The sequence below is a fragment of the Streptomyces sp. NPDC043812 genome (assembly GCF_056436245.1).
This window is the reverse complement of record NZ_JBWKCY010000011.1, coordinates 25052-48066: the sequence shown is the minus strand read 5'-3', so window position 1 is coordinate 48066 and position 23015 is coordinate 25052. Positions and strand designations below refer to the sequence as shown.

Here is a 23015-nt window from a genome sequence, read left to right as displayed (position 1 = left end):
GCCGTCGCCGACAGCGGGCGGCTCAGCGGCGATCGCGCTGGGCCGCGACGACCTGACGCAGGGTCTTCTCGCCCGGCCCGCCGCGCTGGACGCGCTCGGCGAAGCCGGGGAACTGGCCGGCGATCGCGCTCAGCAGCCGCAGTTCGATCGGCGCGACGTTGATCTCGGCCACGTCGCGTTCCACCGCGCGTACGACCGCGTCGACGACCTGCCGTGGCGAGACCGTCCGCATGCCCGCCGGCGGCTTCGCTCCGGTGTCGGCGAACATGCCGACGTCCCGGACGAATCCCGGCTGGACGATGGAGACCCCGACGCCCGTGCCGTACAGATCCTGCCGCAGGCCGAGCGCGAATCCACGCATGCCGAACTTGGTCCCGCTGTACAGCGACGCCGACTTCGTGGCTGCCTTCCCCGACAGTGAGCCCACGAACGCCAGATGCCCGCTGCCCGACTCGACCATCGCGGGGGCGAGCAGCCGGGCCAGCATCGCGGGGGCGCGCAGATTCACCGCGAAGGCGCGGTCGACCTGCTCGGGGGTGTAGTCGAGCAGATCGCCGCTGGAGGGCAGGGCGGCATTGGCGACGAGGATGTCCGTGCCTGCCGCCTCCTCCGCCAGCCTTTCCACATCGCCCGGCTCCGCCAGATCGGCCAGGACCGTCCGGGCGCCGTAGCGCTCCGCGAGCGGCGCGAGGGCGTCGGCACGCCGGCCGCTCACGATCAACTTGGCACCGCGAGTGGCGAGTTCGGCGGCGAGGGCGCCGCCTATACCGCCGGTCACCCCGGTGAGGAGAACGGTTGCTCCGGTGATCCGCATCTGGTTACCCTCCAGTTCTGTTCGTTCGAACGAACAATAGGGAGGCGAGGCGGTCGTGTCCACAGACGCATTCGGCGGACTGGCGCAACACGTACAGGACTTGAGGGACGGACACACCACGTCCGAAGCCCTCGTGACCAGCGCCATCGAGCGCATCGAGGCGAGCCGGGGAACCATCAACGCGTTCCGCTGGGTACGCGGCGAACAGGCCGTCGCGGAGGCGAGAGAGGCGGACCGGCGACTGGCGGCGGGGGAGAAGCTGCCGCTGCTCGGCGTACCGATGGCCGTCAAGGACGACACCGATGTGGCCGGCCTCCCCACCCTGTTCGGCTGTCAGGGTGAGATCGCCGCCGCTGCCACGGACGGCGAATCGGCGCGCCGCCTCAGGGCGGCCGGCGCCGTCATCGTCGGCAAGACGAACTCCTGCGAGCTCGGCCAGTGGCCGTTCACCGAAGGCCCCGCCTTCGGCGCCACCCGCAACCCCTGGTCCCTCGACCACACCCCGGGCGGGTCCTCCGGCGGTTCCGCCGCCGCCGTCGCCGCCGGGCTCGTGCCCGCGGCACTCGGATCGGACGGCGCGGGATCGATCCGCATCCCCTCGGCCTGGACGCATCTCGTCGGCATCAAACCCCAGCGCGGACGCGTCTCCCTCTACCCGTACACCGACGCCTTCCAGGGCCTCGCGGTCAACGGTCCCCTCGCCCGCACCGTCGCCGACGCGGCCCTGCTGCTCGACGTCGTCCAGGGCCCGCACCCCGAGGACCTGCACCGGCCCGCCGCGATCGATGCGTCCGCCGCGGCCCGCCGTGAACCGGGTACGCTGCGCATCGCCCTCGCGTGGCGGCCGCCCCTCACCCTCACCGGAACCAAGCCGCACCCCGAGGTGCGCCGCGCCGTGACCGAGCTCGCCGAGGCACTCGCGCGGCTCGGCCACACCGTGGAGGAGGCCAGGCCCCGTTACGGACTGATCGGCCTCAGCCTCGTCCCGCGCGGTACCGCCGGCGTCGGTGAGATCGCCGCGCAGCACCCCCAACCCGCCCTGCTCGACCCCCGCACCCGCAGCGCCATGCGCAGCGCCCGGGTGTTGCGCGGCCCCGTCGTGCGCGCCGCACGCGCGCGCGAAATCCACCAGCACCGCCGTATCGGTGCCCTGTTCGACACCTACGACGTCCTGCTCACCCCGACGACCGCCGCTCCGCCCCCGCGCATCGGCACCTTCGACGGCCTCAGCACATGGCGCACCAACGCCGTCATGACCGCTGCCTGCCCGTACGCCTGGCCCTGGAACGTCCTCGGCTGGCCCGGGGTCAACGTCCCCGCCGGTCTGACGGCCGACGGACTGCCCGTCGGGGCGCAGCTGCTCGGACCGGCCGGCAGTGAGGAGCGGCTGATCTCGCTGGCCGCCCAGCTGGAGTCCGACCTGCGGTGGTACGAGAAGCGCCCGCCCTCCCTGCCCGGCCGGGCGGCCGTGGAGGGGGGTGCCCCCGGCGAAGCCATGGGGAGTGCCCCCACCGCGTGACCGGCGCAGGCGCGGCGGTGGGACAATGACCGGCATGTCCACCGCCGCCCGCTCCGCCTCGACACGGCAGCGCATCATCGAGGCCGTCCTGCACATCATCGGCAGCGGCGGGGTGGCGGCGGTCACCAACCGCCGGATAGCCAAGGAGGCCGGCGTCTCCCTCGGCTCGGTCACGTACCACTTCGAGACGCAGCACGAACTGCTGCGGGAGAGCCTGCTGCACTTCGTACGCGCGGAGACCCGGCGGTTCACCGAACTCGCTGACCAGTGCCAGAGCGACGGCATCGACATCGGCGGCGCCGCGTCGCTCGCGGGCCAGGTCGCGGACGGCACGGCCTTCGACAGCGAGCACATCGCCACGTTCGAGCTCTACGTCGAGGCCGGGCGCGACGAGCGGCTGCGGGCGGCGGCCGCCGAGGCGTTCTCCGCCTACGACCGCCTGGCCACGCAGATCCTGGCCGGACTCGGTGTCCCGGACGCCGAGCGGTACGCGGCCACCACCGTGGCGCTGGTCATGGGCCTCCAGTTGCGCCGGCTGGCCACCGGCAGCCCCGCCGAGGACCTCGTGGACGCCCTGCTGCTGCTCGCACGGGGCGCGGTCGGCCAGGACGTCCTCGGCCCGCGCTGACGCGTCGCGCGCGACGCGTCCGCCAGGACAAGTCCGGTCGATCACGTGCGGAGCCAGATGACGAGGGCTCCTGCCCGATGTCGCCCTCGTCGACGTGCTGATGCCTTAGATGACGGGCATCGAGACCACCAGATGCATCGCCGCCGACCCGCAACTCGCCGCGGTGCACGTCGTGATCCTCACCAACCACGGCCTCGACGAGTACGTCTTCGACGCGCTGCGCGCCGGAGCCGCCGGATTCCTGCTCAAGGACACCGAACCGGCCGAGCTGCTCCACGCGATCCGGGTCGCGGCCCGTGGCGACGCGCTGCTGTCCCCGGCCGTCACCCGCCGCCTCATCGGCGAGTTCGTCGGCCGTCCGCCGGACCGTGCGAGCGCACCCGGAATGAGGTGCTCACGCGCCGTGAGCGTGAGCTCACGGCACTGGCGGCGCGAGGGCTCACGAACGAGGAGATCGCGGCGCGCATGGTGATCAGCCCGTTCACCGCCAAGACCCGCATCAGCCGCGCCATGACGAAACTCGGTGCCAGGGACCGGGTGCAACTGGTCGTGTTCGCCTACGAATCGGGGCTCGTGGAGCCGCGCGAGCAGTCGCGCTGAGCGCCTTGGTGCAGCAGGCTCGTTGATGCGGGCCATCCACTTCGAAATTACCCTGAAAGGGTGCATATCGCCCGTCGATGCGCCGCGCCCGTCCTGGCCCTGGGGCTGGCGCTCGGCCTGCTGCCCGTCCGGGCGGCGGCGGGCGACGGGCCCCGGCTCGCGGCAGCCGTCGGGGGCGTGCCGCCGGCGAAGCTCGGCGCCAGCTACGAGAGCGGCTGCCCGGTACCCCCCGAGCGGTTGCGGCTGATCGCCATGAACCACTGGGGCTTCGACGGCCGCGTGCACCGCGGGGAGCTGATCGTCCATCAGGATGCGGTTGCCCCCGTACTGCGTATCTTCGGGGAGGCGTTCGACGCGAGATTCCCCGTCCGGCGGATGCGTGTCATGGCCGAGTACGGCGGCAGCGATGCACGCGCCATGGCCGACGACAACACCTCGGCCTTCAACTGCCGACGGGTGACGGGCGACGCGGAACACCTGTCACGCCACTCGTACGGTGACGCCGTCGACATCAACCCGCGGGAGAACCCGTACGTCGACCGCTCGGGAGAGGTCCACCCGCCCGCCGCGGAACGCCACTTGGACCGGAACCGGCGGGTCGAGGGAATGATCGTGCCGGGCGACGCGGTCACTGCGGCGATCGACGAGGCGGGCTGGGTGTGGGGCGGGTACTGGTCGACGCCCGACTACCAGCACGTGTCGGCGGACGGGACCTGATCCGGCCGCGCCCCCTGTCGAGGGTATTTAGGTGCCCCGTGCACCTTTTGCCGTACGGGGTTACCTGATCTTGATTAAAAGTTGCACGACTCCCCAGGTCCGGCCCTTGATTCCCGAAGTGTATGCGAAATACGGTCTGCGGTATTCCTTGATCACCCTGTGGCGGGAGGAAGACCCTCGTGCGCCGAACAGCCGTTTTCCCCACGGCAGTTGCCCTTCTATCCCTCATGACGGGCTGCTCGTCCCTGCAGTCCTCGGCGACCGAGGTCGGCGGGGTACGCATGACCGACGAGCGCCCCCTGCGTGAGGGCGGCACCCTCACCATTGCCCTCAACGCCGATCCGGACAAACTCGATCCGACGCTGGCCCAGACCCTTGTCGGCCGCACCGTCTTCTCCGCCATGTGCGAGAAGCTCTACGACATCGACCAGCACGGGGTGGTGATACCCCAGCTCGCCGCCGCGCTCCCCACGACATCGGCGGACGGGCGCACCGTCACCGTTCCCGTACGCAAGGGCGTCACCTTCAGCGACGGCACCGCTTTCGACGCCCGCGCGGTCGTCACCTCGCTGCTGCGCCACCGCGACCTGCCCGGATCGGCGCGCGGCACCGAACTCGCGCCCCTGGAATCGGCCGAGGCCACCGGCCCGTACACGGTGAGGCTCACCCTCGGGCAGCCCTACGTCCCGCTCACCGGTGTCCTCGCCGACCGTGCCGGGATGGTGATGTCCCCGGCAGCCCTGAAGAAGTACGGCAAGGACTTCACCAACCACCCCTCCTGCGTAGGCCCGTTCCGCTTCGCCGAACGGGTCGGCGGCGACAGGATCGTGCTCAGGAAGGATCCCCACTACTACGACGCCGGCAAGGTCCACCTCGACGAAATCGTCTACAAACCCATTCCCGACGGCAATGTCCGCCTCGCCAACCTGCGTTCCGGCGACATCCAGATAGGCGACCAGATGGCGCCCGTCGACGTCCGCAGCTCGCTCACGGAGCCCAAGCTCCAGCTGTTCAACTCGCCCTCCCTCGGCTACCAGGGCCTCGGCATCAACGTCGGCAACGTGAAGGGCCTCGGGGAGAAGCCCGAAAAGATCGACACCCTGCTCGCCCGCGACGTCCGCGTCCGCGAGGCGTTCGAGCTCTCCCTCGACCGGGCGCTCATCAACAATGTCGTCTACCTGGGCATGTACGAACCGGCCTGCGGACCCGTCTCACCGCAGTCCGCCATCGCCCCCGGCGTCCCGCACACACAGTGCCCGAAGCGCGATGTCCCCCGGGCACGGCAACTGCTGCGCGAGGCAGGGGCGAAGGGCCCCGTACGCATGGAGCTCAAGGTCTCCACCACCCCCGAGGCCGGCCGGCTCGGACAGGTCGTCCAGGCCATGGCCAAGGAAGCCGGATTCGACGTGACCCTGCAGCCCACCGAGTACGCCACCCTTCTCGAGGAGACCGACTCCGGGAAGTACGACGCCTTCACCAGCGGCTGGTCGGGGCGGCTCGACCCGGACGGCAACATCGCCGCGTTCCTGCGGACGCAGGGATCCATGAACGCCTACGGCCTCTCCGACCCGGACATCGACCGGCTCGTGGAACGCGGCCGCACCGAGGCGGACCCCGCCGCACGCGCCGGGATCTACGCCGAGCTGATCCGCCGCGTCCGGGCGGAACACACCCTCATCTATCTCTACCGGCAGAAGAACTACGTCGTCGCCACCAAGTCCGTCGCGGGCGTCCGCGTCTACGGCGACGGCCTCGTGCGAGTGAAGACTGCGGGGTACACGCGATGACCGGCTATCTGCGCACCCGGCTGCGCCAGTCCCTCATCACGCTCGTCCTCGTCAGCATCGTCGTCTTCGCCGGCATCAGAGCCCTGCCCGGCGATCCCGCGCTCGCCCTCGCAGGCGAGGAACGCAGCCCCGAGGCGCTCGCCGCGATCCGGGCGAGCTACGGCCTCGACGACAACATCCTCGTCCAGTACGGCCGGTTCATCGGCCACGCCGTCACGGGTGACCTCGGTACCTCCTCCCGTACCGGGCTGCCTGTCGCCGATGCCATCGCCGAGGCCCTGCCCGTGACCCTCGAACTGGCCGCGCTCTCCCTGCTGCTGGCCGTCGTCGTGGGCGTGGGCGCGGGTGTCGTCGCGGCGGTCCGGCGCGGCAGGCCGGAGGAGTGGCTGGCCAACGCGATCGCGCTGCTGGGCCTCTCGGTGCCGACGTTCTGGCTCGGCATCGTGCTCGTCCTCGCGTTCGCGATCGCCGTACCCGTCTTCGCCGCCTCCGGATTCGTGCCCTTCGGCACCGATCCGCTCGACAACCTCCGCCGCATGGTGCTGCCCGCGATCGTCCTCGGCTCCGGACTCGCCGCCGTCGTCATGCGCCAGACCCGGGCCGCGATGCTCGACTCGCTCTCAGCCGACTACGTCCGTACGGCCAGGGCCAAGGGCCTGTCCCGGCGGGCCGTCATCGGCCGGCACGCCCTGCGCAACTCCCTGGTCACCGTCGTCACCGTGCTCGGTCTGCAACTCGGGCATCTGATCTCGGGAGCCGTCGTCACCGAGTCGATCTTCGTCCTGCCCGGATTCGGCAAGCTCACCATCGACGCCGTCTTCACCCGCGACTACGCGACCCTCCAAGGCGTGGTGCTGTGCACCTCCGCCGCGTACATCCTCATCAACCTGCTGGTCGACGTGCTCTATTCGGTGATCGACCCGCGTATCCGGCTCGGAGGTGCCAGGTGACCACGACCGTCCTCACAGCGCCCGGCACCAAGGCCGTCGCTGCCCCGCGCGGCGGCGGCAGGCTCCGTGCGCTGAGGCGCAACCGCCTCGCCCTGACCGGCGGGGTCATCGCGGCCGTCTTCGTCCTCGCCGCCCTCCTCGCCCCGCTCGTCGCCCCCTACGACCCGGCACAGCCCCACTTCGACAACGCACTCGCCGCACCCAGCTGGGCCCACTGGCTCGGCACCGACGACCTCGGCCGTGACCAGCTCTCCCGGATCGTCCACGGAGCCCGTGCGTCGATGCAGGTCGGACTGCTCGCGGTGGCCCTCGCCTTCCTCGTGGGCGTACCGCTGGGACTCCTTGCCGGCTACTACGGCCGGATCGTCGACAGCACGGTCTCCCGGCTCACCGACACCATGCTGGCCTTCCCGTTCCTGGTGCTGGCCGTCGGGCTCGCCGCCGTCCTCGGACCGTCGCTGAGCAACGCCACGATCGCTGTCGGCATCTCCCAGGTTCCGGCGGTCATCCGCATCACGCGCGCCGAGACCCTGCGGCTCAAGCACGCCGACTACGTGGCGGCGGCGATCGCCAACGGCGGCGGGGACGCGACCGTCCTGCTGCGCCACGTCCTGCCCAACGCCACCTCGGCGCTCGTCGTCCAGGCCACCGTCGGCATCCCCGCCGCCATCATCGGCGAAGCCCTGCTCAGCTTCCTCGGGCTCGGCGTCCAGCCACCCGACCCCTCGCTCGGCGTCATGCTCGCCGGTGCCCAGTCGTTCCTCGCCCCCGCGCCATGGCTGGCCGTCTTCCCCGGACTGGCGATCATCGCCGCCACCCTGGCCTTCAACCTGCTCGGTGACGGGCTGCGCGACGTCCTCGACCCCCGTGGAGCCACCCGATGACCAGCCCAGTGCTCAGCGTGCGGGACCTGTCGGTGTCCTTCCGCAGCGACAGCCGTACCGTCCATGCCGTCGACTCCGTCTCCTACGACCTGGCAGCAGGCGAAGTCCTCGCCGTGGTGGGCGAGTCGGGGTGCGGCAAGTCCGTCACGTCGATGGCCGTGATGGGGCTGCTGCCGCCCACGGCGAGCGTCACCGGGTCGATCCTGCTCCGCGGTCGCGAACTCGCGGGCGCCGACGACAAGGCGCTGGGCGCGGTCCGCGGCAAGGACATCGCGATGATCTTCCAGGAGCCGATGACGTCCCTCAACCCCGTCCTCACCATCGGCCGGCAGATCACGGAGGTGCTCCGCAGGCACCAGGGTCTGACTCGCAGGGAAGCCCGGGAACGGGCCGTCGAGCTGCTCGAACTGGTCGGCATGCCCGCCCCGCGCCGTCGTGTCGACGAATACCCGCACCAGCTCAGCGGCGGCATGCGGCAGCGCGTGATGATCGCCGTGGCGGTCGCATGCGACCCGACGGTGCTCATCGCCGACGAGCCGACCACCGCGCTCGACGTCACCGTGCAGGCCGGCATCCTCGAGGTCCTCCAGTCCCTGCGCGAACGGCTCGGCACCGCGATCGTCCTCATCACCCACGACCTCGGAGTCGTCGCGGACATCGCCGACCGGGTCCTCGTCATGTACGCCGGCCGGGCCGTCGAACAGGCACCGGTCCACGAGCTGTTCACCGCGCCCCGCCACCCCTACACGAGCGGGTTGCTCGGCGCCGTGCTCCGGCCCGGTGAAGAGGGCAAACGGCGGCTCCCCGAGATCCCCGGCCTCGTCCCGAGCCTCGACACCCAGCCGGACGCCTGCACCTTCGCCCCGCGCTGCGACCGGGCCGACGACGCATGCACCGCATCAAGGCCCGGATTCGAGGCCCTGTCCGGCTCCCGAATCGCCGCCTGCCGCCACCCGCTCCCGATGCCCGCCGAGGAGGCCGCACCGTGACCAGCACCTCAGCCGTACTCGAACTCGACGGTCTCACCCGCCACTTCGCCTCCGGCAAGGGCACCGTCCGCGCCGTCGACGGCGTCAGCCTCACGGTCGGACGCGGCGAAGTGCTCGGCCTCGTCGGCGAATCGGGCAGCGGCAAGTCCACCGTGGGCCGGTGCGCCGTACGCCTCGACGAACCGACCGCCGGCACCGTACGCATCAACGGCACCGATGTCACCCGGCTCTCCCGCCGCGCGCTGCGTCCCCTGCGCAAGGACTTCCACCTCGTCTTCCAGGACCCCTCCTCGTCCCTCGACCCGCGGATGACGATCGGCGGCATCATCGCCGAACCGATCAGACTGCACGCTCTCGCCCGCGGCGAGGCGGTACGGGAACGGGTGGAGCAGCTCCTCGCCCAGGTCGGGCTGCGGCCCGAGCACGCCGACCGGCATCCGCACGAGCTCTCCGGCGGCCAGCGCCAGCGCATCTCCATCGCCCGCGCCCTCGCCGTCGACCCGGATCTGCTGATCGCCGACGAGCCGACGTCCGCACTCGACGTCTCCGTGCAGGCGTCCGTCCTCAACCTCCTCGCCGACCTGCAGCGCGACCGCGGGTTCGGCTGCCTGTTCATCACCCACGACCTCGCGGCCGTCGAGTTCCTCGCCGACCGGATCGCCGTGATGTACCTCGGCCAGATCGTCGAGCAGGCACCGACAGCAGAACTCTTCGCCGACCCCAAGCACCCGTACACACAGGCCCTGCTCTCCGCCGCGCCCGTCCCCGACCCGGCCGTGCAGCGGTCACGCGAGCGGATCGTACTCAGCGGAGAGCTGCCCAGCCCGCTCGATCCGCCTGCCGGCTGCCGCTTCCACACCCGCTGCCCACTGGCCGTGGACCGCTGCCGTACCGACGTTCCCGAGCTGCGTACGCTGCCGGGAGAGGAACGCCAGGTCTCCTGCCATCTGGTCGCCGACGACGGCACGGCCCCCGACGCCACCGCCCCCCGCGCGATCGCCATCACCCCCGCTCACTGAGGGAGTCACCCGAACATGTTCACCACCCGGCCGACCCTCCAGGGCACCTTCGGCATGGTGTCCTCCACCCACTGGCTGGCATCCCAGTCCGCGATGGCCGTGCTGGAGGACGGCGGGAACGCCTTCGACGCCGCCGTCGCCGCCGGATTCGTCCTCCACGTCGTCGAGCCCCACCTCAACGGCCCCGCCGGCGAGGTCCCGGTCGTCCTCGCCCCCGCAGGCGGCGAGGTGCGCGTCCTGTGCGGGCAGGGCCCGGCACCTGCGGGCGCCACGATCGACCACTACCGGGCGCTCGGGCTCGACCTCGTGCCGGGCACCGGACCGCTAGCCGCGGCCGTTCCGGGAGCGTTCGACGCGTGGATGCTGCTGCTGCGGGACCACGGCACCAAGACGCTCGCCGAGGTGCTGAAGTACGCCATCGCCTACGCGGAGGACGGGCACGCACCCGTCGAGCGGGTCGGCGAGACCGTGGAGAGCGTACGGGAGCTGTTCGAGACCGAGTGGACGACGTCCGCCGACGTGTATCTGCCCGGCGGCAGGGCGCCCCGGCCGGGCGAGCTGTTCCGCAACCCCGCACTCGCAGCGACCTGGCGGCGCCTCGTCGAGGAGGCGGGCGACGGCGGGCGCACCGAACAGATCGAGCGGGCACGGGAGATCTGGCGCGAGGGCTTCATCGCCGAGGCCCTCGTACGGCAGTCCGGCGTGCCGACCATGGACACCAGCGGCTCCCGGCACACCGGCACGCTCACGGCCGCCGACCTGGCCGGCTGGTCGGCCGGCTACGAGGCGCCCGCCACGTACGACTGGAACGGCTGGACGCTGTGCAAGGCAGGCGGCTGGAGCCAGGGGCCGGCCTTCCTCCAGCAGCTCGCGCTGCTGCCGCCCGAGCTGCCCGCCTACGGTTCGGCCGATTACGTCCATCTGCTGATCGAGGGCTGCAAGCTCGCCATGGCCGACCGGGAGGCCTGGTACGGAGACGCCGCCGACGTGCCCGTGCAGGCTCTGCTGTCGGAGTCCTACAACGCCGGGCGGCGGGCACTGATCGGGCAGAAGGCGTCGTACGAGCTGCGGCCCGGCAGCCCGGACGGGCGGGAGCCCGTGCTCAGCGCGCACGCGCGTGCCGTCGCCGCCGGGGAGCCCGGCTTCAACGCGATGGGCATACCGGCCGCCGGCGCGGGCGAGCCCACCGTCGCCAAGGACGGCACCACCCGCGGTGACACCTGCCATCTCGACGTGGTCGACCGCTGGGGCAACATGGTCGCCGCCACGCCGAGCGGCGGCTGGCTGCAGTCCAACCCCGTCGTTCCCGAACTGGGCTTCCCCCTCGGGACCAGGCTCCAGATGGCCTGGCTGGACCCCGGTCTGCCGAACTCGCTCACCCCGGGCCGTCGCCCCCGCACCACCCTCACCCCCTCGCTCGCACTGCGCGACGGGGAGCCCGTCATGGCCTTCGGTACGCCCGGTGGCGACCAGCAGGACCAGTGGCAGGTCCACTTCTTCCTGGCCGTGGCCCTGCGCGAGCAGGTACGGGGCGGGCTGGACCTGCAGGGCGCCGTCGACGCGCCGAACTGGCACAACGACGCCTTCCCCGGCTCCTTCTTCCCACGCGGTATGCGGCCCGGCAGCGTCACGGTCGAATCCCGGATGGATCCGGACGTCGTCGCCGACCTGCGGGAACGGGGCCATGACATCACCGTCGGTGAGCCCTGGTCCGAGGGCAGGCTGTGCGCCGTGGCCAGGGACCCGCGCACCGGCGTGCTCTCCGCCGCGGCGAACCCCCGGGGAATGCAGGGTTACGCGGTGGGGCGCTGACCGCATCCCGGGATGTCAGCGGGACGTGATTGGCTGGAGGCATGATCGATGAATTCCTGACCGGTGATCTCTCCGGCGTCGAGGAAGCGGTCCGCAAGGCGGCCGCCGCCGAGATCATGCCGCGCTACCGGCAGCTCGCCGCGCACGAGATCCTCGAGAAGAGCGGTCCGCACGACCTCGTCACCGCCGCGGACCGGCTGGCCGAGGAGCACCTGACCGCCTCGCTGACGACCCTGCTGCCCGGCTCCGTGGTCGTCGGCGAGGAAGCGGTCCACGCCGACCCGGCGGTGTACGAGGCGCTGCGCGGCGACGCGCCCTTGTGGATCGTCGACCCGGTCGACGGCACCCGCCAGTTCGTGGGTGGCGATCCCGGCTTCTGCACGCTGGTCGCCCTCGCGCACCGCGGTGAGCTCCTCGCCTCGTGGACGTATGCCCCGGTGACCGAGGAGTTCGCGTGCGCCGTGCGCGGCGGCGGCGCCACGCTCAACGGCGAGAAGCTGCGCTCCGGGTCGCCCGAGCCCGGAGCCGTGCTCGAAGTGGCCATGTCCCACCCCGACTACTCCAGCCCCGCCGAGAAGCGGTCACTGCTCGGCCTCGCAGTCCCCGGAGTGCATGCTCGGCCCTGCGGATCAGCGGGTCTGGAGTATCTGGCCGTCGCCCGTGGCGCACTGGACGCCACCGCGTTCAGCTGGGAGTACGCCTGGGACCACGCGGCAGGCCTGCTGCTGGTCACCGAAGCCGGCGGAGCCCATCTCACGCTCACGGGCGAACCGTTCCGCATCGTGGGCGGCAACTCCCTTCCGTTCACGGCCGCGCGTGACGAGGCGACTGCCCGCCGGATACGGGAAGTGCTCAGCTGACGGTGCGGGAGGTCAGGTCAACCGCGACCGGACCTCCCGCACCAGCTCTTCCGCCGCCTCCACCGCCGCCGCGTCCAGCCCGGCGAGCGCTGCCGAGACCCGCGCCGTGAAATCCCCCGGCACATCCGCCAGTGCCGAGGCGGCCGCCAGCGCGCCTTTCTCGTTGACGCACCACACCCTGTGATGGGCGAGCACGGCCTGTACCAGCACGCCGAACGCCCGCGACAGACACAGCGACACATGGAGCACGTCGCCGGAGCGCGCCGACTTGCGCGCGGCGGCGACGGAGAACTCCGCCTCCCACGACGCGCCGACCAATGCCTCGCGCAGCGCATCCGGATACGCCTGCGTCCGCGCCTGAAGTGCCGTCAGCTCGCCGGTCTCATCCGCCAGTACGCGGCACAGCGCCACCTCACCCGCATAGGCGGGCGACCAGAAGCCCAGCGGATGTCCCGGCTGCACCGCCGTCTCGTACCGTCCGGCCCGGCAGTCCGCCCACACCCGCTGCACGCGGTCCAGATCCCGCAGGATCCAGTCCACTCGTGCACCCTCCACGGTCAGCCACGCGCCCCCGTCGACCCACGGCCCCCAGCCGCCGGCCGGCGACCTCCACCCGTTCACCGCTCACCTGCCCGGCGAGCGCCGCGAGCGCCGCGACGTCGACCCCGCGGCGGTAGTACACGCCCAGATCCCAGTCGGAGTCGGGCCGGTGGGCGCCGCGCGCCCGGCTGCCGCCGAGCGTCACCGCGACCACACCGGTCACCACCGTGAGCCGCTGCGCCATCGCTTCGATCGTGGTGTTCATCGGTACGGGACGGTACCCCGGCCCGCGTCGTCGGAGTTCGGGAATATCCTGGGGTTCCTGGCTGTCGGCTGACAAAGGAGTCCGCAGGTGCCGTCGATGCTCGATGCCGTTGTCGTGGGGGCGGGGCCCAACGGACTGACGGCCGCTGTCGAACTGGCCCGCCGCGGCTTCTCCGTGGCTCTTTTCGAGGCTCTGGACGGCGTCGGAGGCGGTGCGCGGACCGAGGAGCTCACGCTCCCCGGCTTCCGCCACGACCCCTGTTCCGCCGTGCATCCGCTGGGCGTCGGCTCGCCCGCGTTCACCCGCATGCCGCTCGCCCGCCACGGTCTCGAATGGCTCCATCCCGAACTGCCCTTGGCGCACCCCTTTCCGGACGGCACCGCCGCGCTGCTCAGCCGCTCCGTCGGGGAGAGTGCCATGTCCCTCGGCGCGGCCGACGCGGGTGCCTACCGCCGCCTCGTCGCGCCCTACCTCGGACACTGGGACACCCTCGCCGCCGACTTCCTGCGCACGCCCTGGGACGGTCTGCCCCGCGACCCGTACCGCTTCGCACGTTTCGGGCTCGACGCGATCAGGCCGGCGGCCTGGCTCGCGCGCCGCTTCGAGGGGGAGAAGGGCCGGGCGCTGCTCGCCGGTCTGGCCGCTCACTCCATCGCCCCGACCAGCGGCATCGCGACCGGCGGGATCGCCCTGATGTTCGCGCTGGCGGCCCACGAGGTGGGCTGGCCGGTGCCCCGCGGCGGTTCCCAGGCCATCTCCGACGCGCTCGCCTCGTACCTGCGGGAGCAGGGCGGCACCATCCACACCGGCACCGAGGTCAAGCGGCTCGACGAACTGCCGCCCGCCCGCGCGTACGTCTTCGACACCTCGCCCACCGCGCTGGCAAGGATCGCCGGGCTGGGCCAGGCGTACTGGCGCTACAAGTACGGCGCATCGGCTTTCAAGATCGACTACGCGCTGTCGGGACCGATGCCCTGGACCGCGAAGGAGGCCCGCAAGGCCGGCACCGTGCACATCGGGCCCACCGCGGGCGAGATCGACGAGGCGCTGAGCGCGGCCGTCGAGGGGCGCGACCCCGACACGCCGTTCCTGATCACCGCCCAGCCGAGCCTGATCGACCCCAGCCGCGCCCCCGCGGGCAAGCACACCCTGTGGGCGTACGGCCATGTCCCCGCGGGCTGGGAGGGCGACGCGACCGAAGCAGTGGAACGCCAACTGGAGCGCTTCGCACCGGGCTTCCGCGACCTGGTTCTGGCCCGCGCGACCGCCGGCCCACCCCAACTGGCCGCGCGCAACGCCAATTACGTCGGCGGCGACATCGCCTGCGGCGCGTTCGCCGGCCTGCAGACGGTGCTCCGCCCCAAGCTGGCCCGCGTCCCCTACGCGACGGCACACCCCGCCGTCTTCCTCTGCTCCGCGGCGACCCCGCCGGGCCCGGGGGTCCACGGCATGTCCGGCCACCACGCGGCGAAGGCGGTGTGGCGCCGACTGCGGGCGCGGTGAGACCGGGGGTGGTCCGGCGCCCCGCATCGCGGCCGTGCCCTGCCGCGTGCGGACCGGCAGGATGGGGCCATGACACAGCACGGCCCCGCCATCACCCTCGTCCACGGTGACATCACCGAGCAGCACGTCGACGCCATCGTCAACGCCGCCAATTCCTCCCTGCTGGGCGGTGGCGGCGTCGACGGCGCCATCCACCGGCGCGGCGGGCCGGAGGTTCTCGCCGCGTGCCGCGCCCTGCGCGCATCCCACTACGGCAAGGGTCTGCCCACCGGTCAGGCCGTCGCCACCACCGCCGGGCGCCTCGATGCGGCGCATGTCATCCACACGGTCGGTCCGGTCTGGTCCCGTGAGGAGGACCGGTCGGCGCTGCTTGCCTCCTGCTACCGGGAATCGCTGCGCGTCGCCGCCGCGTCGGGGGCGCGGACCGTGGCGTTCCCCGCCATCTCCACCGGTATCTACGGCTGGCCCATGGACGACGGCGCCCGCATCGCGATCCGCACGGTGCGCGAGGCGGCAGCGGCGCCGGTCGAGGAGGTGCGGTTCGTGCTCTTCGACGAGGACGCGTACCGCACCTTCGAGGCGACGCTGGCGGAGAACGCCGAGGGCTGACACGCCGCTCGCCCGGCCCCTGCCGAGGCCCTGGCAGCGCGACGTCCATGTCGGATTTCTGCCAGCCCGGGGGCCTCCGCGTGCCCCATGCTTGAGGCATGCACACCGACACCGAGCGCTGCGTACGCGCCGTCCGGGCGAAGGACGCGCGGTTCGACGGCTGGTTCTTCACCGCCGTCCTGACCACCCGGATCTACTGTCGCCCCAGCTGCCCGGCCGTGCCCCCGAAGGCCGAGAACATGACCTTCTACCCGAGCGCCGCCGCCTGCCAACAGGCCGGATTCCGGGCCTGCAAGCGCTGCCGGCCCGACACCAGCCCCGGCTCCCCGGAATGGAACGCCCGCGCCGACGCCGTCGCCCGCGCCATGCGGCTCATCGCCGACGGCGTCGTCGACCGGGAGGGCGTGCCGGGGCTCGCGGGCCGGCTCGGGTACTCCACCCGCCAGATCGAACGCCAGCTCCTCGCCGAACTCGGCGCAGGCCCGCTCGCCCTGGCCCGCGCCCAGCGCGCCCAGACCGCGCGGCTGCTCATCGAGACCACCGCGCTGCCCATGGCCGAGGTCGCCTTCGCCGCAGGGTTCTCCTCGATCCGCACGTTCAACGACACCGTCCGCGAGGTCTTCGCCCTCGCCCCCACCGACCTGCGCGAGCGGGCGGCACGCCGCCGGCCCACGCCGTCGTCCGCACCCGGTGCGATCACCCTCAGGCTGCCGTACCGCGCACCGCTCAACCCCAGCAACCTCTTCGGGCATCTCGCGGCGACCGGCGTTCCGGGCGTCGAGGAGTGGCGCGACGGCGCGTACCGGCGCACGCTGTCCCTCCCGTACGGGCACGGCATCGTCGCCCTCGCCCCGCATCCCGACCACATCGCCTGCCGGCTCTCCCTGACCGACCTGCGCGATCTGACCATCGCGATCAGCCGCTGCCGGTGGCTGCTCGACCTCGACGCCGATCCCGTGGCCGTCGACGATCAGCTGCGCGCCGACCCCGAGCTCGCCCCGCTCGTCGACAAGGCCCCCGGCCGCCGGGTGCCGCGCACCGTCGACGCCGCCGAGTTCGCCGTACGAGCCGTCCTGGGCCAGCAGGTCTCCACCGCCGCCGCCCGCACCCACGCGAACCGGCTGGTCACCGCCCACGGTGTGCCCGTGGACGACCCCGAAGGCGGCCTCACCCACCTGTTCCCGGCTTCCGCGGCGCTCGCGGCCCTCGATCCCGAGGCCCTCGCACTGCCGCGCAGCCGACGCACCACCCTGACCACCCTCGTCTCCGCGCTCGCCGACAACTCCCTGCGGCTCGACCCCGGCAGCGACTGGGACCGTGCCAGGTCGCAGCTCGCCGAACTGCCCGGCTTCGGCCCCTGGACCGTCGAGGTGATCGCCATGCGCGCACTGGGCGATCCCGATGCCTTCCTGCCCACCGACCTCGGCATGCGCCGGGCGGCCGCCGAGCTGGGACTGCCCGCGACCCCGGCCGCCCTCACGGCACGAGCCGCGGGGTGGCGGCCCTGGCGGGCATACGCGGTCCAGTACCTGTGGGCCTCCGACGACCACCCCATCAACCACCTGCCCGCGTAAGGAACTTCGGACATGACCAGGCAGCACACGATCGTCGACAGCCCGTACGGCCCGCTCACCCTCGTCGCCACCGACGGCGTGCTCAGCGGGCTCTACATGACCGACCAGCGGCACCGGCCGGACGAGGAAACCTTCGGGGAGGCGGACGAGACACCCTTCGGGGAGACCGTCCGGCAGCTGGAGGCGTACTTCGCGCGGGAACTGACCGCGTTCGACCTGCCGTTGCACTTCGAAGGCACCCCGTTCCAGCGCAGCGTCTGGGAGCAGCTGTGCCGCATCCCGTACGGCGAGACCCGCACCTACGGCGAACTGGCCGACGCGCTCGGCAACAGCGGCGCCTCCCGGGCGGTCGGCCTCGCCAACGGCAAGAACCCGATCGGCATCATCGTGCCGTGCCACCGGGTGATCGGCTCCTCGGGCAGCCTCGTCGGCTACGGCGGCGGACTGGACCGCAAACAGCGCCTGCTCGCCTTGGAGCGCGGCGCCGGCGAGCAGACCCTGTTCGCCACGCCCTAACCTCCCAGCCGCTCCAGCAGCGCCGGCAGCGAGGTGCCGATCGGCTCGCGCACGACCTCCTCGGCCAGATCGTCGTACGGCGTCGGCTCGGCGTTGACCACGATCAGCCGCGCCCCGTGCTCCGCCGCGATCCCGGCCAGCGACGCCGCGGGCTGCACCTGCAGCGTCGTGCCGACCGCGACGAACACCTCGCAGGCCTTCGCGATCGACATGGCCTCGCCCAGCACCACCGGGTCGAGGCGCTCACCGAACATGACCGTTGCGGACTTGAGGATGCCGCCGCACTGCGCACACGCCGGATCGTCCTCGCCGGCCTCCACCCGCGCCAGCGCCTCGGCCATGGGTGAGCGGACATGGCAGCTCGTGCACACCACCGTCCGTGCGGTGCCGTGCAGTTCGAGGACCTTGCGGCCCGGCATGCCACCGAGCTGGTGCAGTCCGTCCACGTTCTGCGTGATCACCCGGACGGCGACGCCCGGCCGCCGGTCGAGCTCGGCCACGGCACGGTGTGCGGCGTTGGGTTCGGCCCGCCAGGTCGCGCTCTCGCGGCGCATGCGCCAGGACCGGCGCCGGATCTCCGGATCAGCCATGTAGTAGTCGTACGTGACGAGCTTCTCGGCCTCCGGGTCACGCCGCCACAGCCCCTGCGGGCCGCGGTAGTCGGGGATGCCGGAGTCGGTGGAGACACCGGCGCCGCTGAGGATCGCGACGAGAGTCATACGTCGAGCGTACGCAGGCAGGCGGCCGGGCAGCGAACGGTTTCCCGCTGCCCGGCCGCCCCGCGTCACTCAGGAGGTGATCTTGGTGAACGGGGTCGGTGCCTGTCCCGTCCAGCGGTGCTGCACCGCCTTGCCCGACTCCTTCATCACCCCGTCGTCCGGCACCTTCGCCGTCTCGGCCAGGTAGAAGCGCCCGTCGTCGAGCGAGACGAGACCGTACTGACCTGTCGACTGCCAGCCGTACGTTCCCGACGGCTCGTGGTGCAGGCCCTCGGGCAGCAGCGACAGCAGCCGTCCGCGCTCCGGCTCCCTCTGGCCGCGGATCTCGCCCCACACCGGACGCCGGTCGCCGTCGAGGACGAACAGCGAGTAGTTGGGGAAGCCCGGCTTCGTGCCCTTGTACGCGGCCATCAGCCAGTTCCCGCTGTGCCCGTCGTACTCCAGGTTCTGCACGCCGTACGTGGTGTTGCCGGTGTACACGAAGTACTTGCCGTCGGGGCGCGACGGACCGCTGCGATGCGGCGCCGATTCGGTCAGCGGCCGTTCGTACCTGCGCCACTGGCGTACGTCGTACTGCAACAGCACCTGGTGGTCGTTGTCCTGCCGGTCGGTGTTGGCGTACACGCCGTATGCGACGGTCAACTTCTGCGGGCCGCCCTTCCGGCCGAACGCCGGCCCGAACGCGACCCCGTCGATGCCGCTGCATCCGTAGCGGTGGTCCTCGGTCCTGCCCGTGTTGCCGTCGAAGACACCGTCGCCGTTCATGTCGGCCGTGTAGTCCGAGACGACTTCCTTGAGATGCACGGTGGAGAACACGCCGCTCGTCTCGGCGTCCATGTTCATCCGGTCGATCCGGTCGACGTCGAGGACGGCGATGTAGAACGCCTCGGCTGCCTTGTACTCCAGAGAGCCGTAGACCCGGCCGTCCTCGGTGTTGAAGTCGAGATCGCCCAGATGCCCGGTGAACCCGGTGACCGACCCGACGGGCCTGCCGCTCAGGTCGGTCTTGACGAGCAGATTGGTGAACGAGAAGTACATGAAGCCCTTGCGCCGGTCCAACGCCATCCCCTGCAGGTGCCCGGACTGCCAGGCACCGCCGTCGACGGTGAGGGGCGGGCGGCTCACGGTGCTCGTCGGGGCGGCGGCTGCCGGTGTCATGGTGCCGATCGCCGAGGCGGCCAGTAGGGCGGCGGCCGTCATCAGGCGGTACGAGTGCCTGTGCATGATCCCTCCGGTGTCCTGGGAGTCCGGATGGTGCCCAGCGGGCGTGCACGCCGGACCAACACGGCATGAACGCACGTAAGCGGGATACCAGAGGACTGATGCCCTGTCAGTACCACGCGGCGCACCCGCGATTGGCCGCGGTGCGCCACGGGTGTGTCGGCCGCGCCTCAGCCGGAGGTGGTCAGCCGTGCGAACGGTGACCCCGTCCCGCCCGTCCAGCGGTGCAGCAGCGCCTTGCCCTTCTGCCGGGTGGCGCCCCCCGTCACCTTCGAGGACTCGCCGACGAAGAAGCGGCCGTCGTCGAGCGAGACCAGTCCGAACTGACCCGGCGCGTGCCAGCCGTACGTCCCCGAGGGCCCGTGATGCAGCCCCTTGCGCAGGAGCGACAGCAGCTTCCCGCGCTCGGGCCGCTGCTGGCCGCGGATGTCACCGGTCACCGGGGGCCTGCTGCCGTCGACGACGAAGAGCCCGTAGTTCGGGAAGAAGGACTTGGTGCCCTTGTAGACCGCCATCAGCCAGTTGCCGCTGTGCCGGTCGTACTCCAGGTTCTGTACGCCGTACGTGGTGTTGCCGGTGTACACGAAGTACTTTCCGTCGTACGTGGCCGGACCGCTGCGGTGCGGGTGTGCCTGGTTCAGCGGGCGCTCGAACTGCTTCCACGTCCGGATGTCGTACTGCAACAGCACCTGGTGGTCGTTGTCCTTGCGCGAGGTGTTGGCGTAGATCCCGTACGCGACGGTGAGCCGCTGCGGCCCCGTCCTGCCGGTGCCGAACGCGGGGCCGAACGATATGCCGTCGATGCCGGCATTGCCGTAGCGGTGGTCCGCCGTCCTGCCGGTCTCACCGTCGAAGACGCCGTCGCCGTTCATGTCGGCGGTGTAGTCGCGCCGGACCTCGGAGAGATGAACCGTCGTCAGGACACCGCTCGTCTCGGCGTCCATGTTCATCCGCGTGATGCGGGAGCCGTCGAAGACGGCGATGTAGAACGCGGCGGCGCCCGCGTACTCCAGCGAGCCGTACACGCGACCGTCCTGGGAGTTGAAGTCCAGGTCGCCCAGATGGCCGGTGATGCCCCGGACCGAACCGACCGGCTTCCCCGCCAGGTCGGTCTTGACGAGCATGTTGGTGAACGAGAAGTACATGAACCGCTTGCCGCGGTCCAGCGCCATGCCCTGCAGGTGCCCGGACTGCCAGGCACCGCCGTCGACGGCCGCGGGAACAGGTCGCACGGCCGGAACCGCCATGGCGGGGCGGGGGGCGGCGGGCCCTTGGGCGGGTACCGTCCGCGCGGTCATCTCGTGGGGGCTGGCGGCGGGTGCGGCGCCGGCGATCGTCACCAGCGCCAGGGCGGCGATGCTTGTCAGCCAGCCGCGCAGGTGCTTGAACATGGTCCCTCCGGAGTCCTGGGGATCCGGAGACTGCCCGGCGGGCGTGCACGGCCCGGGGCCGCGTGGTCAACGCGTCATGAACGTCCGTGTACGGCGCACCAGTTCACGGCGAATCGGACGAAAGGGGTGGTAACGCCCCTGCGGTGGAGGGTCAGTTCGCGGGCGGCAGACCGTTCTCCAGCTCGACCGCTCCCGTCCCTGCGTCCAGCGCGTCGAGCGATGCCAGGACCCGGCTCCCGAGTGGTCCGGGCAGATGGTGGGGGACGTCCTCGCGCGCGACGAGGCGCCAGGACAGCAGCTCCGCCTCCTGCAGCCTGATGGCCTTGAACTGCTCCTCCGTCAGGACACCGCCGTCGTACACATACGCGGCGATCGGTGGCCTGGCCTCGCCCGGGACCCAGTCCACGGCGAGCAGCGCACCCAGCTCGAGATCGAGACCGATCTCCTCCAAGGTCTCCCTCCGGGCGGCCTGCCGGGGCGTCTCGCCCTCGTCCGACTCCACGGTTCCGCCGGGCAGCGCCCAGCCCGCGCGGTAGTTGGGTTCGACGAGCAGGACGCGGCCGGCGGCGTCACGGCACAGGGCGGCGGAACCGGCCAGGATGCGGGGGAGCGAGGCGATGTACGCGGCGTAGTCAGAGGTCGTCACACACGCAGCGTAAGTGAGCCGTCATGAACCGACGGTGACCATTTGGTGGGAAACGCTTACGCGAGGACGAAGATGCTGGTCGAAGGTGGGGTGGCAGGGCATTGGGCGGTGCGGATAGGGTCGGGGCGGCGCGACTGCCTGTTCGATAGCAAGGGATACAAGGTGACGGACGGAGCAGTTTCTCAGTCTGCGCGGGTGCTCGTCGCGGCTGACAAGTTCAAGGGCTCGCTCACGGCCGTGCAGGTCGCGGAGCGGGTGACGGCCGGGCTCCGGCACGTCGTACCCGGCCTCGAGGTGGAGACCCTCCCCGTCGCCGACGGCGGTGACGGTACGGTCGCCGCGGCAGTGGCCGCCGGTTTCGAACGGCGCGAGGCGCGGGTGACCGGACCCCTCGGAGAGCCGGTGACCGCGGCGTACGCGCTTCGGGACGGCACCGCCGTCGTCGAGATGGCGGAGGCTTCGGGCCTCCAGCATCTTCCCCAGGGCGTGTTCGCCCCGCTCACCGCCACCACGTACGGCTCCGGCGAGCTGCTGCGCGCGGCGCTCGACGCGGGGGCCCGGACCATCGTCTTCGGCGTCGGAGGCAGCGCGACCACCGATGGCGGCGCCGGCATGCTGGCCGCGCTCGGAGCCCGCTTCCTCGATGCCGACGGCAAGCCCGTGCCACCGGGCGGCGGCGGTCTGAGTGTGCTTGCGACGGCGGACCTCTCGGGGCTCGACCCGCGTGTCGCGGACGTCGACCTGATCCTCGCCAGCGACGTGGACAACCCGCTCACGGGCCCCAAGGGCGCTCCGGCGGTCTACGGACCGCAGAAGGGTGCGACCCCGGACGACGTGGCAACGCTGGACGAGGCCCTCGCGCACTACGCCTCCGTCCTCGGCCCCGCCCTCGCGGACGCGCCCGGCGCGGGTGCGGCGGGCGGCATCGGCTACGGCGCCCTGGTCGCTCTCGGAGCGCGGTTCCGTCCGGGCATCGAGGTCATGCTCGACGTCCTGGGCTTCGGCCCGGCCCTTGCCCGCGCGACGCTCGTCGTCACCGGCGAGGGGTCCCTCGACGAACAGACCCTCCATGGAAAGGCCCCCGCGGGCGTCGCGGCGGCGGCCCGCGCGCAGGGCGTCGAGGTGGTGGCGGTCTGCGGCCGCCTGGCACTTCCCCCGGAGGCCCTCGGCAAGGCGGGCATCCGCCGCGCCTACGCCCTGACCGCCCTGGAGCCGGACCCGGCTAAGTGCATGGCGGAGGCGGGCCCGCTGCTGGAGCGCGCGGCGGCGGCGATCGCCCGCGACTTCCTGCCGTAGCCCTGGGTGGGTGGCGCTCGTGCGTGGCCGGGCCCGTGAGCGCGCCCGCGCTTGAGCGTGGCCCGGCTTCCTGACCCGGTCCGGGTGCGTGGTGTCCGGGTGCCGCTCCGGGGGGCGGCGTGTCGCGGGAGCGGGGCGTCGGTCCCGGCGGGTGAC

Annotated in this window: 20 protein-coding genes and 2 pseudogenes; 16 read left to right on the top strand and 6 right to left on the bottom strand. The window is 72.0% G+C overall.

Annotation, left to right across the window (positions count from 1 at the left end; all coding sequences use genetic code 11):
- Positions 1-22: 22 nt before the first annotated feature.
- Positions 23-814, bottom strand: a complete 792-nt coding sequence (locus AC067Z_RS17845) for an SDR family NAD(P)-dependent oxidoreductase (protein ID WP_478790469.1) — start codon at positions 812-814, stop codon at positions 23-25.
- Between the two features lie 55 nt (positions 815-869).
- On the opposite strand from AC067Z_RS17845, the gene AC067Z_RS17840 reads away from it, so the two are divergent.
- The 11 genes and pseudogenes from AC067Z_RS17840 to AC067Z_RS17790 all read left to right on the top strand — a co-directional run bounded on the left by AC067Z_RS17840 (position 870) and on the right by AC067Z_RS17790 (position 12579).
- On the top strand, positions 870-2333 hold the full coding sequence (locus AC067Z_RS17840; RefSeq protein WP_478790468.1) for an amidase: 1464 nt from the start codon (positions 870-872) through the stop codon (positions 2331-2333).
- Positions 2334-2367: 34 nt separating this feature from the next.
- The gene (locus tag AC067Z_RS17835; RefSeq protein ID WP_478790467.1) at positions 2368-2961 is read left to right on the top strand and encodes a TetR/AcrR family transcriptional regulator; all 594 of its coding nucleotides are present in this window, start codon (positions 2368-2370) and stop codon (positions 2959-2961) included.
- A 61-nt stretch (positions 2962-3022) separates the two neighbouring features.
- A pseudogene (locus AC067Z_RS17830) lies at positions 3023-3561 on the top strand (response regulator); the annotation flags it as partial.
- A 60-nt stretch (positions 3562-3621) separates the two neighbouring features.
- A complete protein-coding gene (locus AC067Z_RS17825) occupies positions 3622-4278 on the top strand; it encodes a M15 family metallopeptidase (RefSeq protein ID WP_478790466.1) in 657 nt (218 codons plus the stop codon).
- 227 nt (positions 4279-4505) lie between these two features.
- Positions 4506-6065: an ABC transporter substrate-binding protein gene (locus AC067Z_RS17820; protein ID WP_478790465.1), complete on the top strand. Its 1560-nt coding sequence runs from the start codon at positions 4506-4508 to the stop codon at positions 6063-6065.
- The gene (locus tag AC067Z_RS17815; protein ID WP_478790464.1) at positions 6062-7015 is read left to right on the top strand and encodes an ABC transporter permease; all 954 of its coding nucleotides are present in this window, start codon (positions 6062-6064) and stop codon (positions 7013-7015) included. The genes AC067Z_RS17820 and AC067Z_RS17815 overlap by 4 nt, the downstream gene beginning before the upstream one ends.
- Entirely contained in the window at positions 7012-7899 is an 888-nt protein-coding gene (locus AC067Z_RS17810; protein WP_478790463.1) for an ABC transporter permease, read from the top strand. The genes AC067Z_RS17815 and AC067Z_RS17810 overlap by 4 nt, the downstream gene beginning before the upstream one ends.
- The gene (locus AC067Z_RS17805) at positions 7896-8888 is read left to right on the top strand and encodes an ABC transporter ATP-binding protein (protein ID WP_478790462.1); all 993 of its coding nucleotides are present in this window, start codon (positions 7896-7898) and stop codon (positions 8886-8888) included. Before AC067Z_RS17810 ends, AC067Z_RS17805 begins: the two co-directional genes overlap by 4 nt.
- A complete protein-coding gene (locus AC067Z_RS17800; protein WP_478790461.1) occupies positions 8885-9907 on the top strand; it encodes an ABC transporter ATP-binding protein in 1023 nt (340 codons plus the stop codon). Before AC067Z_RS17805 ends, AC067Z_RS17800 begins: the two co-directional genes overlap by 4 nt.
- Positions 9908-9922: 15 nt before the next feature.
- Positions 9923-11719 (top strand): gamma-glutamyltransferase family protein, encoded by a 1797-nt coding sequence (locus AC067Z_RS17795; RefSeq protein ID WP_478790460.1) that lies wholly within the window; start codon positions 9923-9925, stop codon positions 11717-11719.
- Positions 11720-11760: 41 nt separating this feature from the next.
- Positions 11761-12579, top strand: coding sequence for an inositol monophosphatase family protein (locus AC067Z_RS17790; protein WP_478790459.1), 819 nt, complete (start codon positions 11761-11763; stop codon positions 12577-12579).
- Positions 12580-12591: 12 nt separating this feature from the next.
- Here AC067Z_RS17790 and AC067Z_RS17785 read toward each other — a convergent pair.
- Positions 12592-13384, bottom strand: a pseudogene (locus AC067Z_RS17785) (nucleotidyltransferase domain-containing protein).
- A gap of 87 nt (positions 13385-13471) precedes the next feature.
- On the opposite strand from AC067Z_RS17785, the gene AC067Z_RS17780 reads away from it, so the two are divergent.
- From AC067Z_RS17780 to AC067Z_RS17765, 4 genes are all read left to right on the top strand, one after another.
- Entirely contained in the window at positions 13472-14887 is a 1416-nt protein-coding gene (locus tag AC067Z_RS17780; protein WP_478790458.1) for a phytoene desaturase family protein, read from the top strand.
- 69 nt (positions 14888-14956) lie between these two features.
- A complete protein-coding gene (locus AC067Z_RS17775; RefSeq protein WP_478790457.1) occupies positions 14957-15496 on the top strand; it encodes an O-acetyl-ADP-ribose deacetylase in 540 nt (179 codons plus the stop codon).
- A 98-nt stretch (positions 15497-15594) separates the two neighbouring features.
- On the top strand, positions 15595-17070 hold the full coding sequence (locus AC067Z_RS17770; protein WP_478790456.1) for an AlkA N-terminal domain-containing protein: 1476 nt from the start codon (positions 15595-15597) through the stop codon (positions 17068-17070).
- Positions 17071-17082: 12 nt separating this feature from the next.
- Positions 17083-17586 (top strand): methylated-DNA--[protein]-cysteine S-methyltransferase, encoded by a 504-nt coding sequence (locus AC067Z_RS17765; RefSeq protein WP_478790455.1) that lies wholly within the window; start codon positions 17083-17085, stop codon positions 17584-17586.
- Here AC067Z_RS17765 and AC067Z_RS17760 read toward each other — a convergent pair.
- From AC067Z_RS17760 to AC067Z_RS17745, 4 genes are all read right to left on the bottom strand, one after another.
- On the bottom strand, positions 17583-18305 hold the full coding sequence (locus tag AC067Z_RS17760) for an SIR2 family NAD-dependent protein deacylase (RefSeq protein ID WP_478790454.1): 723 nt from the start codon (positions 18303-18305) through the stop codon (positions 17583-17585). The genes AC067Z_RS17765 and AC067Z_RS17760 overlap by 4 nt on opposite strands.
- A 69-nt stretch (positions 18306-18374) precedes the next feature.
- Positions 18375-19529, bottom strand: a complete 1155-nt coding sequence (locus tag AC067Z_RS17755) for a hypothetical protein (RefSeq protein ID WP_478790453.1) — start codon at positions 19527-19529, stop codon at positions 18375-18377.
- A gap of 167 nt (positions 19530-19696) precedes the next feature.
- Complete coding sequence (locus AC067Z_RS17750; RefSeq protein WP_478790452.1) at positions 19697-20917, bottom strand: hypothetical protein; 1221 nt, start codon at positions 20915-20917, stop codon at positions 19697-19699.
- A 151-nt stretch (positions 20918-21068) separates the two neighbouring features.
- Positions 21069-21563 carry an NUDIX domain-containing protein gene (locus tag AC067Z_RS17745; RefSeq protein WP_478790451.1) on the bottom strand — a complete coding sequence of 165 codons (495 nt, stop codon included), beginning with the start codon at positions 21561-21563 and terminating at the stop codon, positions 21069-21071.
- A 195-nt stretch (positions 21564-21758) separates the two neighbouring features.
- Here AC067Z_RS17745 and AC067Z_RS17740 point away from each other — a divergent pair, with 195 nt between their 5' ends.
- The gene (locus tag AC067Z_RS17740) at positions 21759-22859 is read left to right on the top strand and encodes a glycerate kinase (RefSeq protein WP_478790450.1); all 1101 of its coding nucleotides are present in this window, start codon (positions 21759-21761) and stop codon (positions 22857-22859) included.
- The last annotated feature ends 156 nt before the right edge of the window (positions 22860-23015 follow it).

Coding starts and splice junctions, on each gene's coding strand:
- AC067Z_RS17815 (WP_478790464.1), top strand. CDS start 6,062: ATGACCGGCTATCTGCGCACCCGGCTGCGCCAGTCCCTCATCACGCTC.
- AC067Z_RS17805 (WP_478790462.1), top strand. CDS start 7,896: ATGACCAGCCCAGTGCTCAGCGTGCGGGACCTGTCGGTGTCCTTCCGC.
- AC067Z_RS17845 (WP_478790469.1), bottom strand. CDS start 814: ATGCGGATCACCGGAGCAACCGTTCTCCTCACCGGGGTGACCGGCGGT.
- AC067Z_RS17775 (WP_478790457.1), top strand. CDS start 14,957: ATGACACAGCACGGCCCCGCCATCACCCTCGTCCACGGTGACATCACC.
- AC067Z_RS17750 (WP_478790452.1), bottom strand. CDS start 20,917: ATGTTCAAGCACCTGCGCGGCTGGCTGACAAGCATCGCCGCCCTGGCG.
- AC067Z_RS17765 (WP_478790455.1), top strand. CDS start 17,083: ATGACCAGGCAGCACACGATCGTCGACAGCCCGTACGGCCCGCTCACC.
- AC067Z_RS17790 (WP_478790459.1), top strand. CDS start 11,761: ATGATCGATGAATTCCTGACCGGTGATCTCTCCGGCGTCGAGGAAGCG.
- AC067Z_RS17770 (WP_478790456.1), top strand. CDS start 15,595: ATGCACACCGACACCGAGCGCTGCGTACGCGCCGTCCGGGCGAAGGAC.
- AC067Z_RS17820 (WP_478790465.1), top strand. CDS start 4,506: ATGACGGGCTGCTCGTCCCTGCAGTCCTCGGCGACCGAGGTCGGCGGG.
- AC067Z_RS17760 (WP_478790454.1), bottom strand. CDS start 18,305: ATGACTCTCGTCGCGATCCTCAGCGGCGCCGGTGTCTCCACCGACTCC.
- AC067Z_RS17795 (WP_478790460.1), top strand. CDS start 9,923: ATGTTCACCACCCGGCCGACCCTCCAGGGCACCTTCGGCATGGTGTCC.
- AC067Z_RS17755 (WP_478790453.1), bottom strand. CDS start 19,529: ATGCACAGGCACTCGTACCGCCTGATGACGGCCGCCGCCCTACTGGCC.
- AC067Z_RS17835 (WP_478790467.1), top strand. CDS start 2,368: ATGTCCACCGCCGCCCGCTCCGCCTCGACACGGCAGCGCATCATCGAG.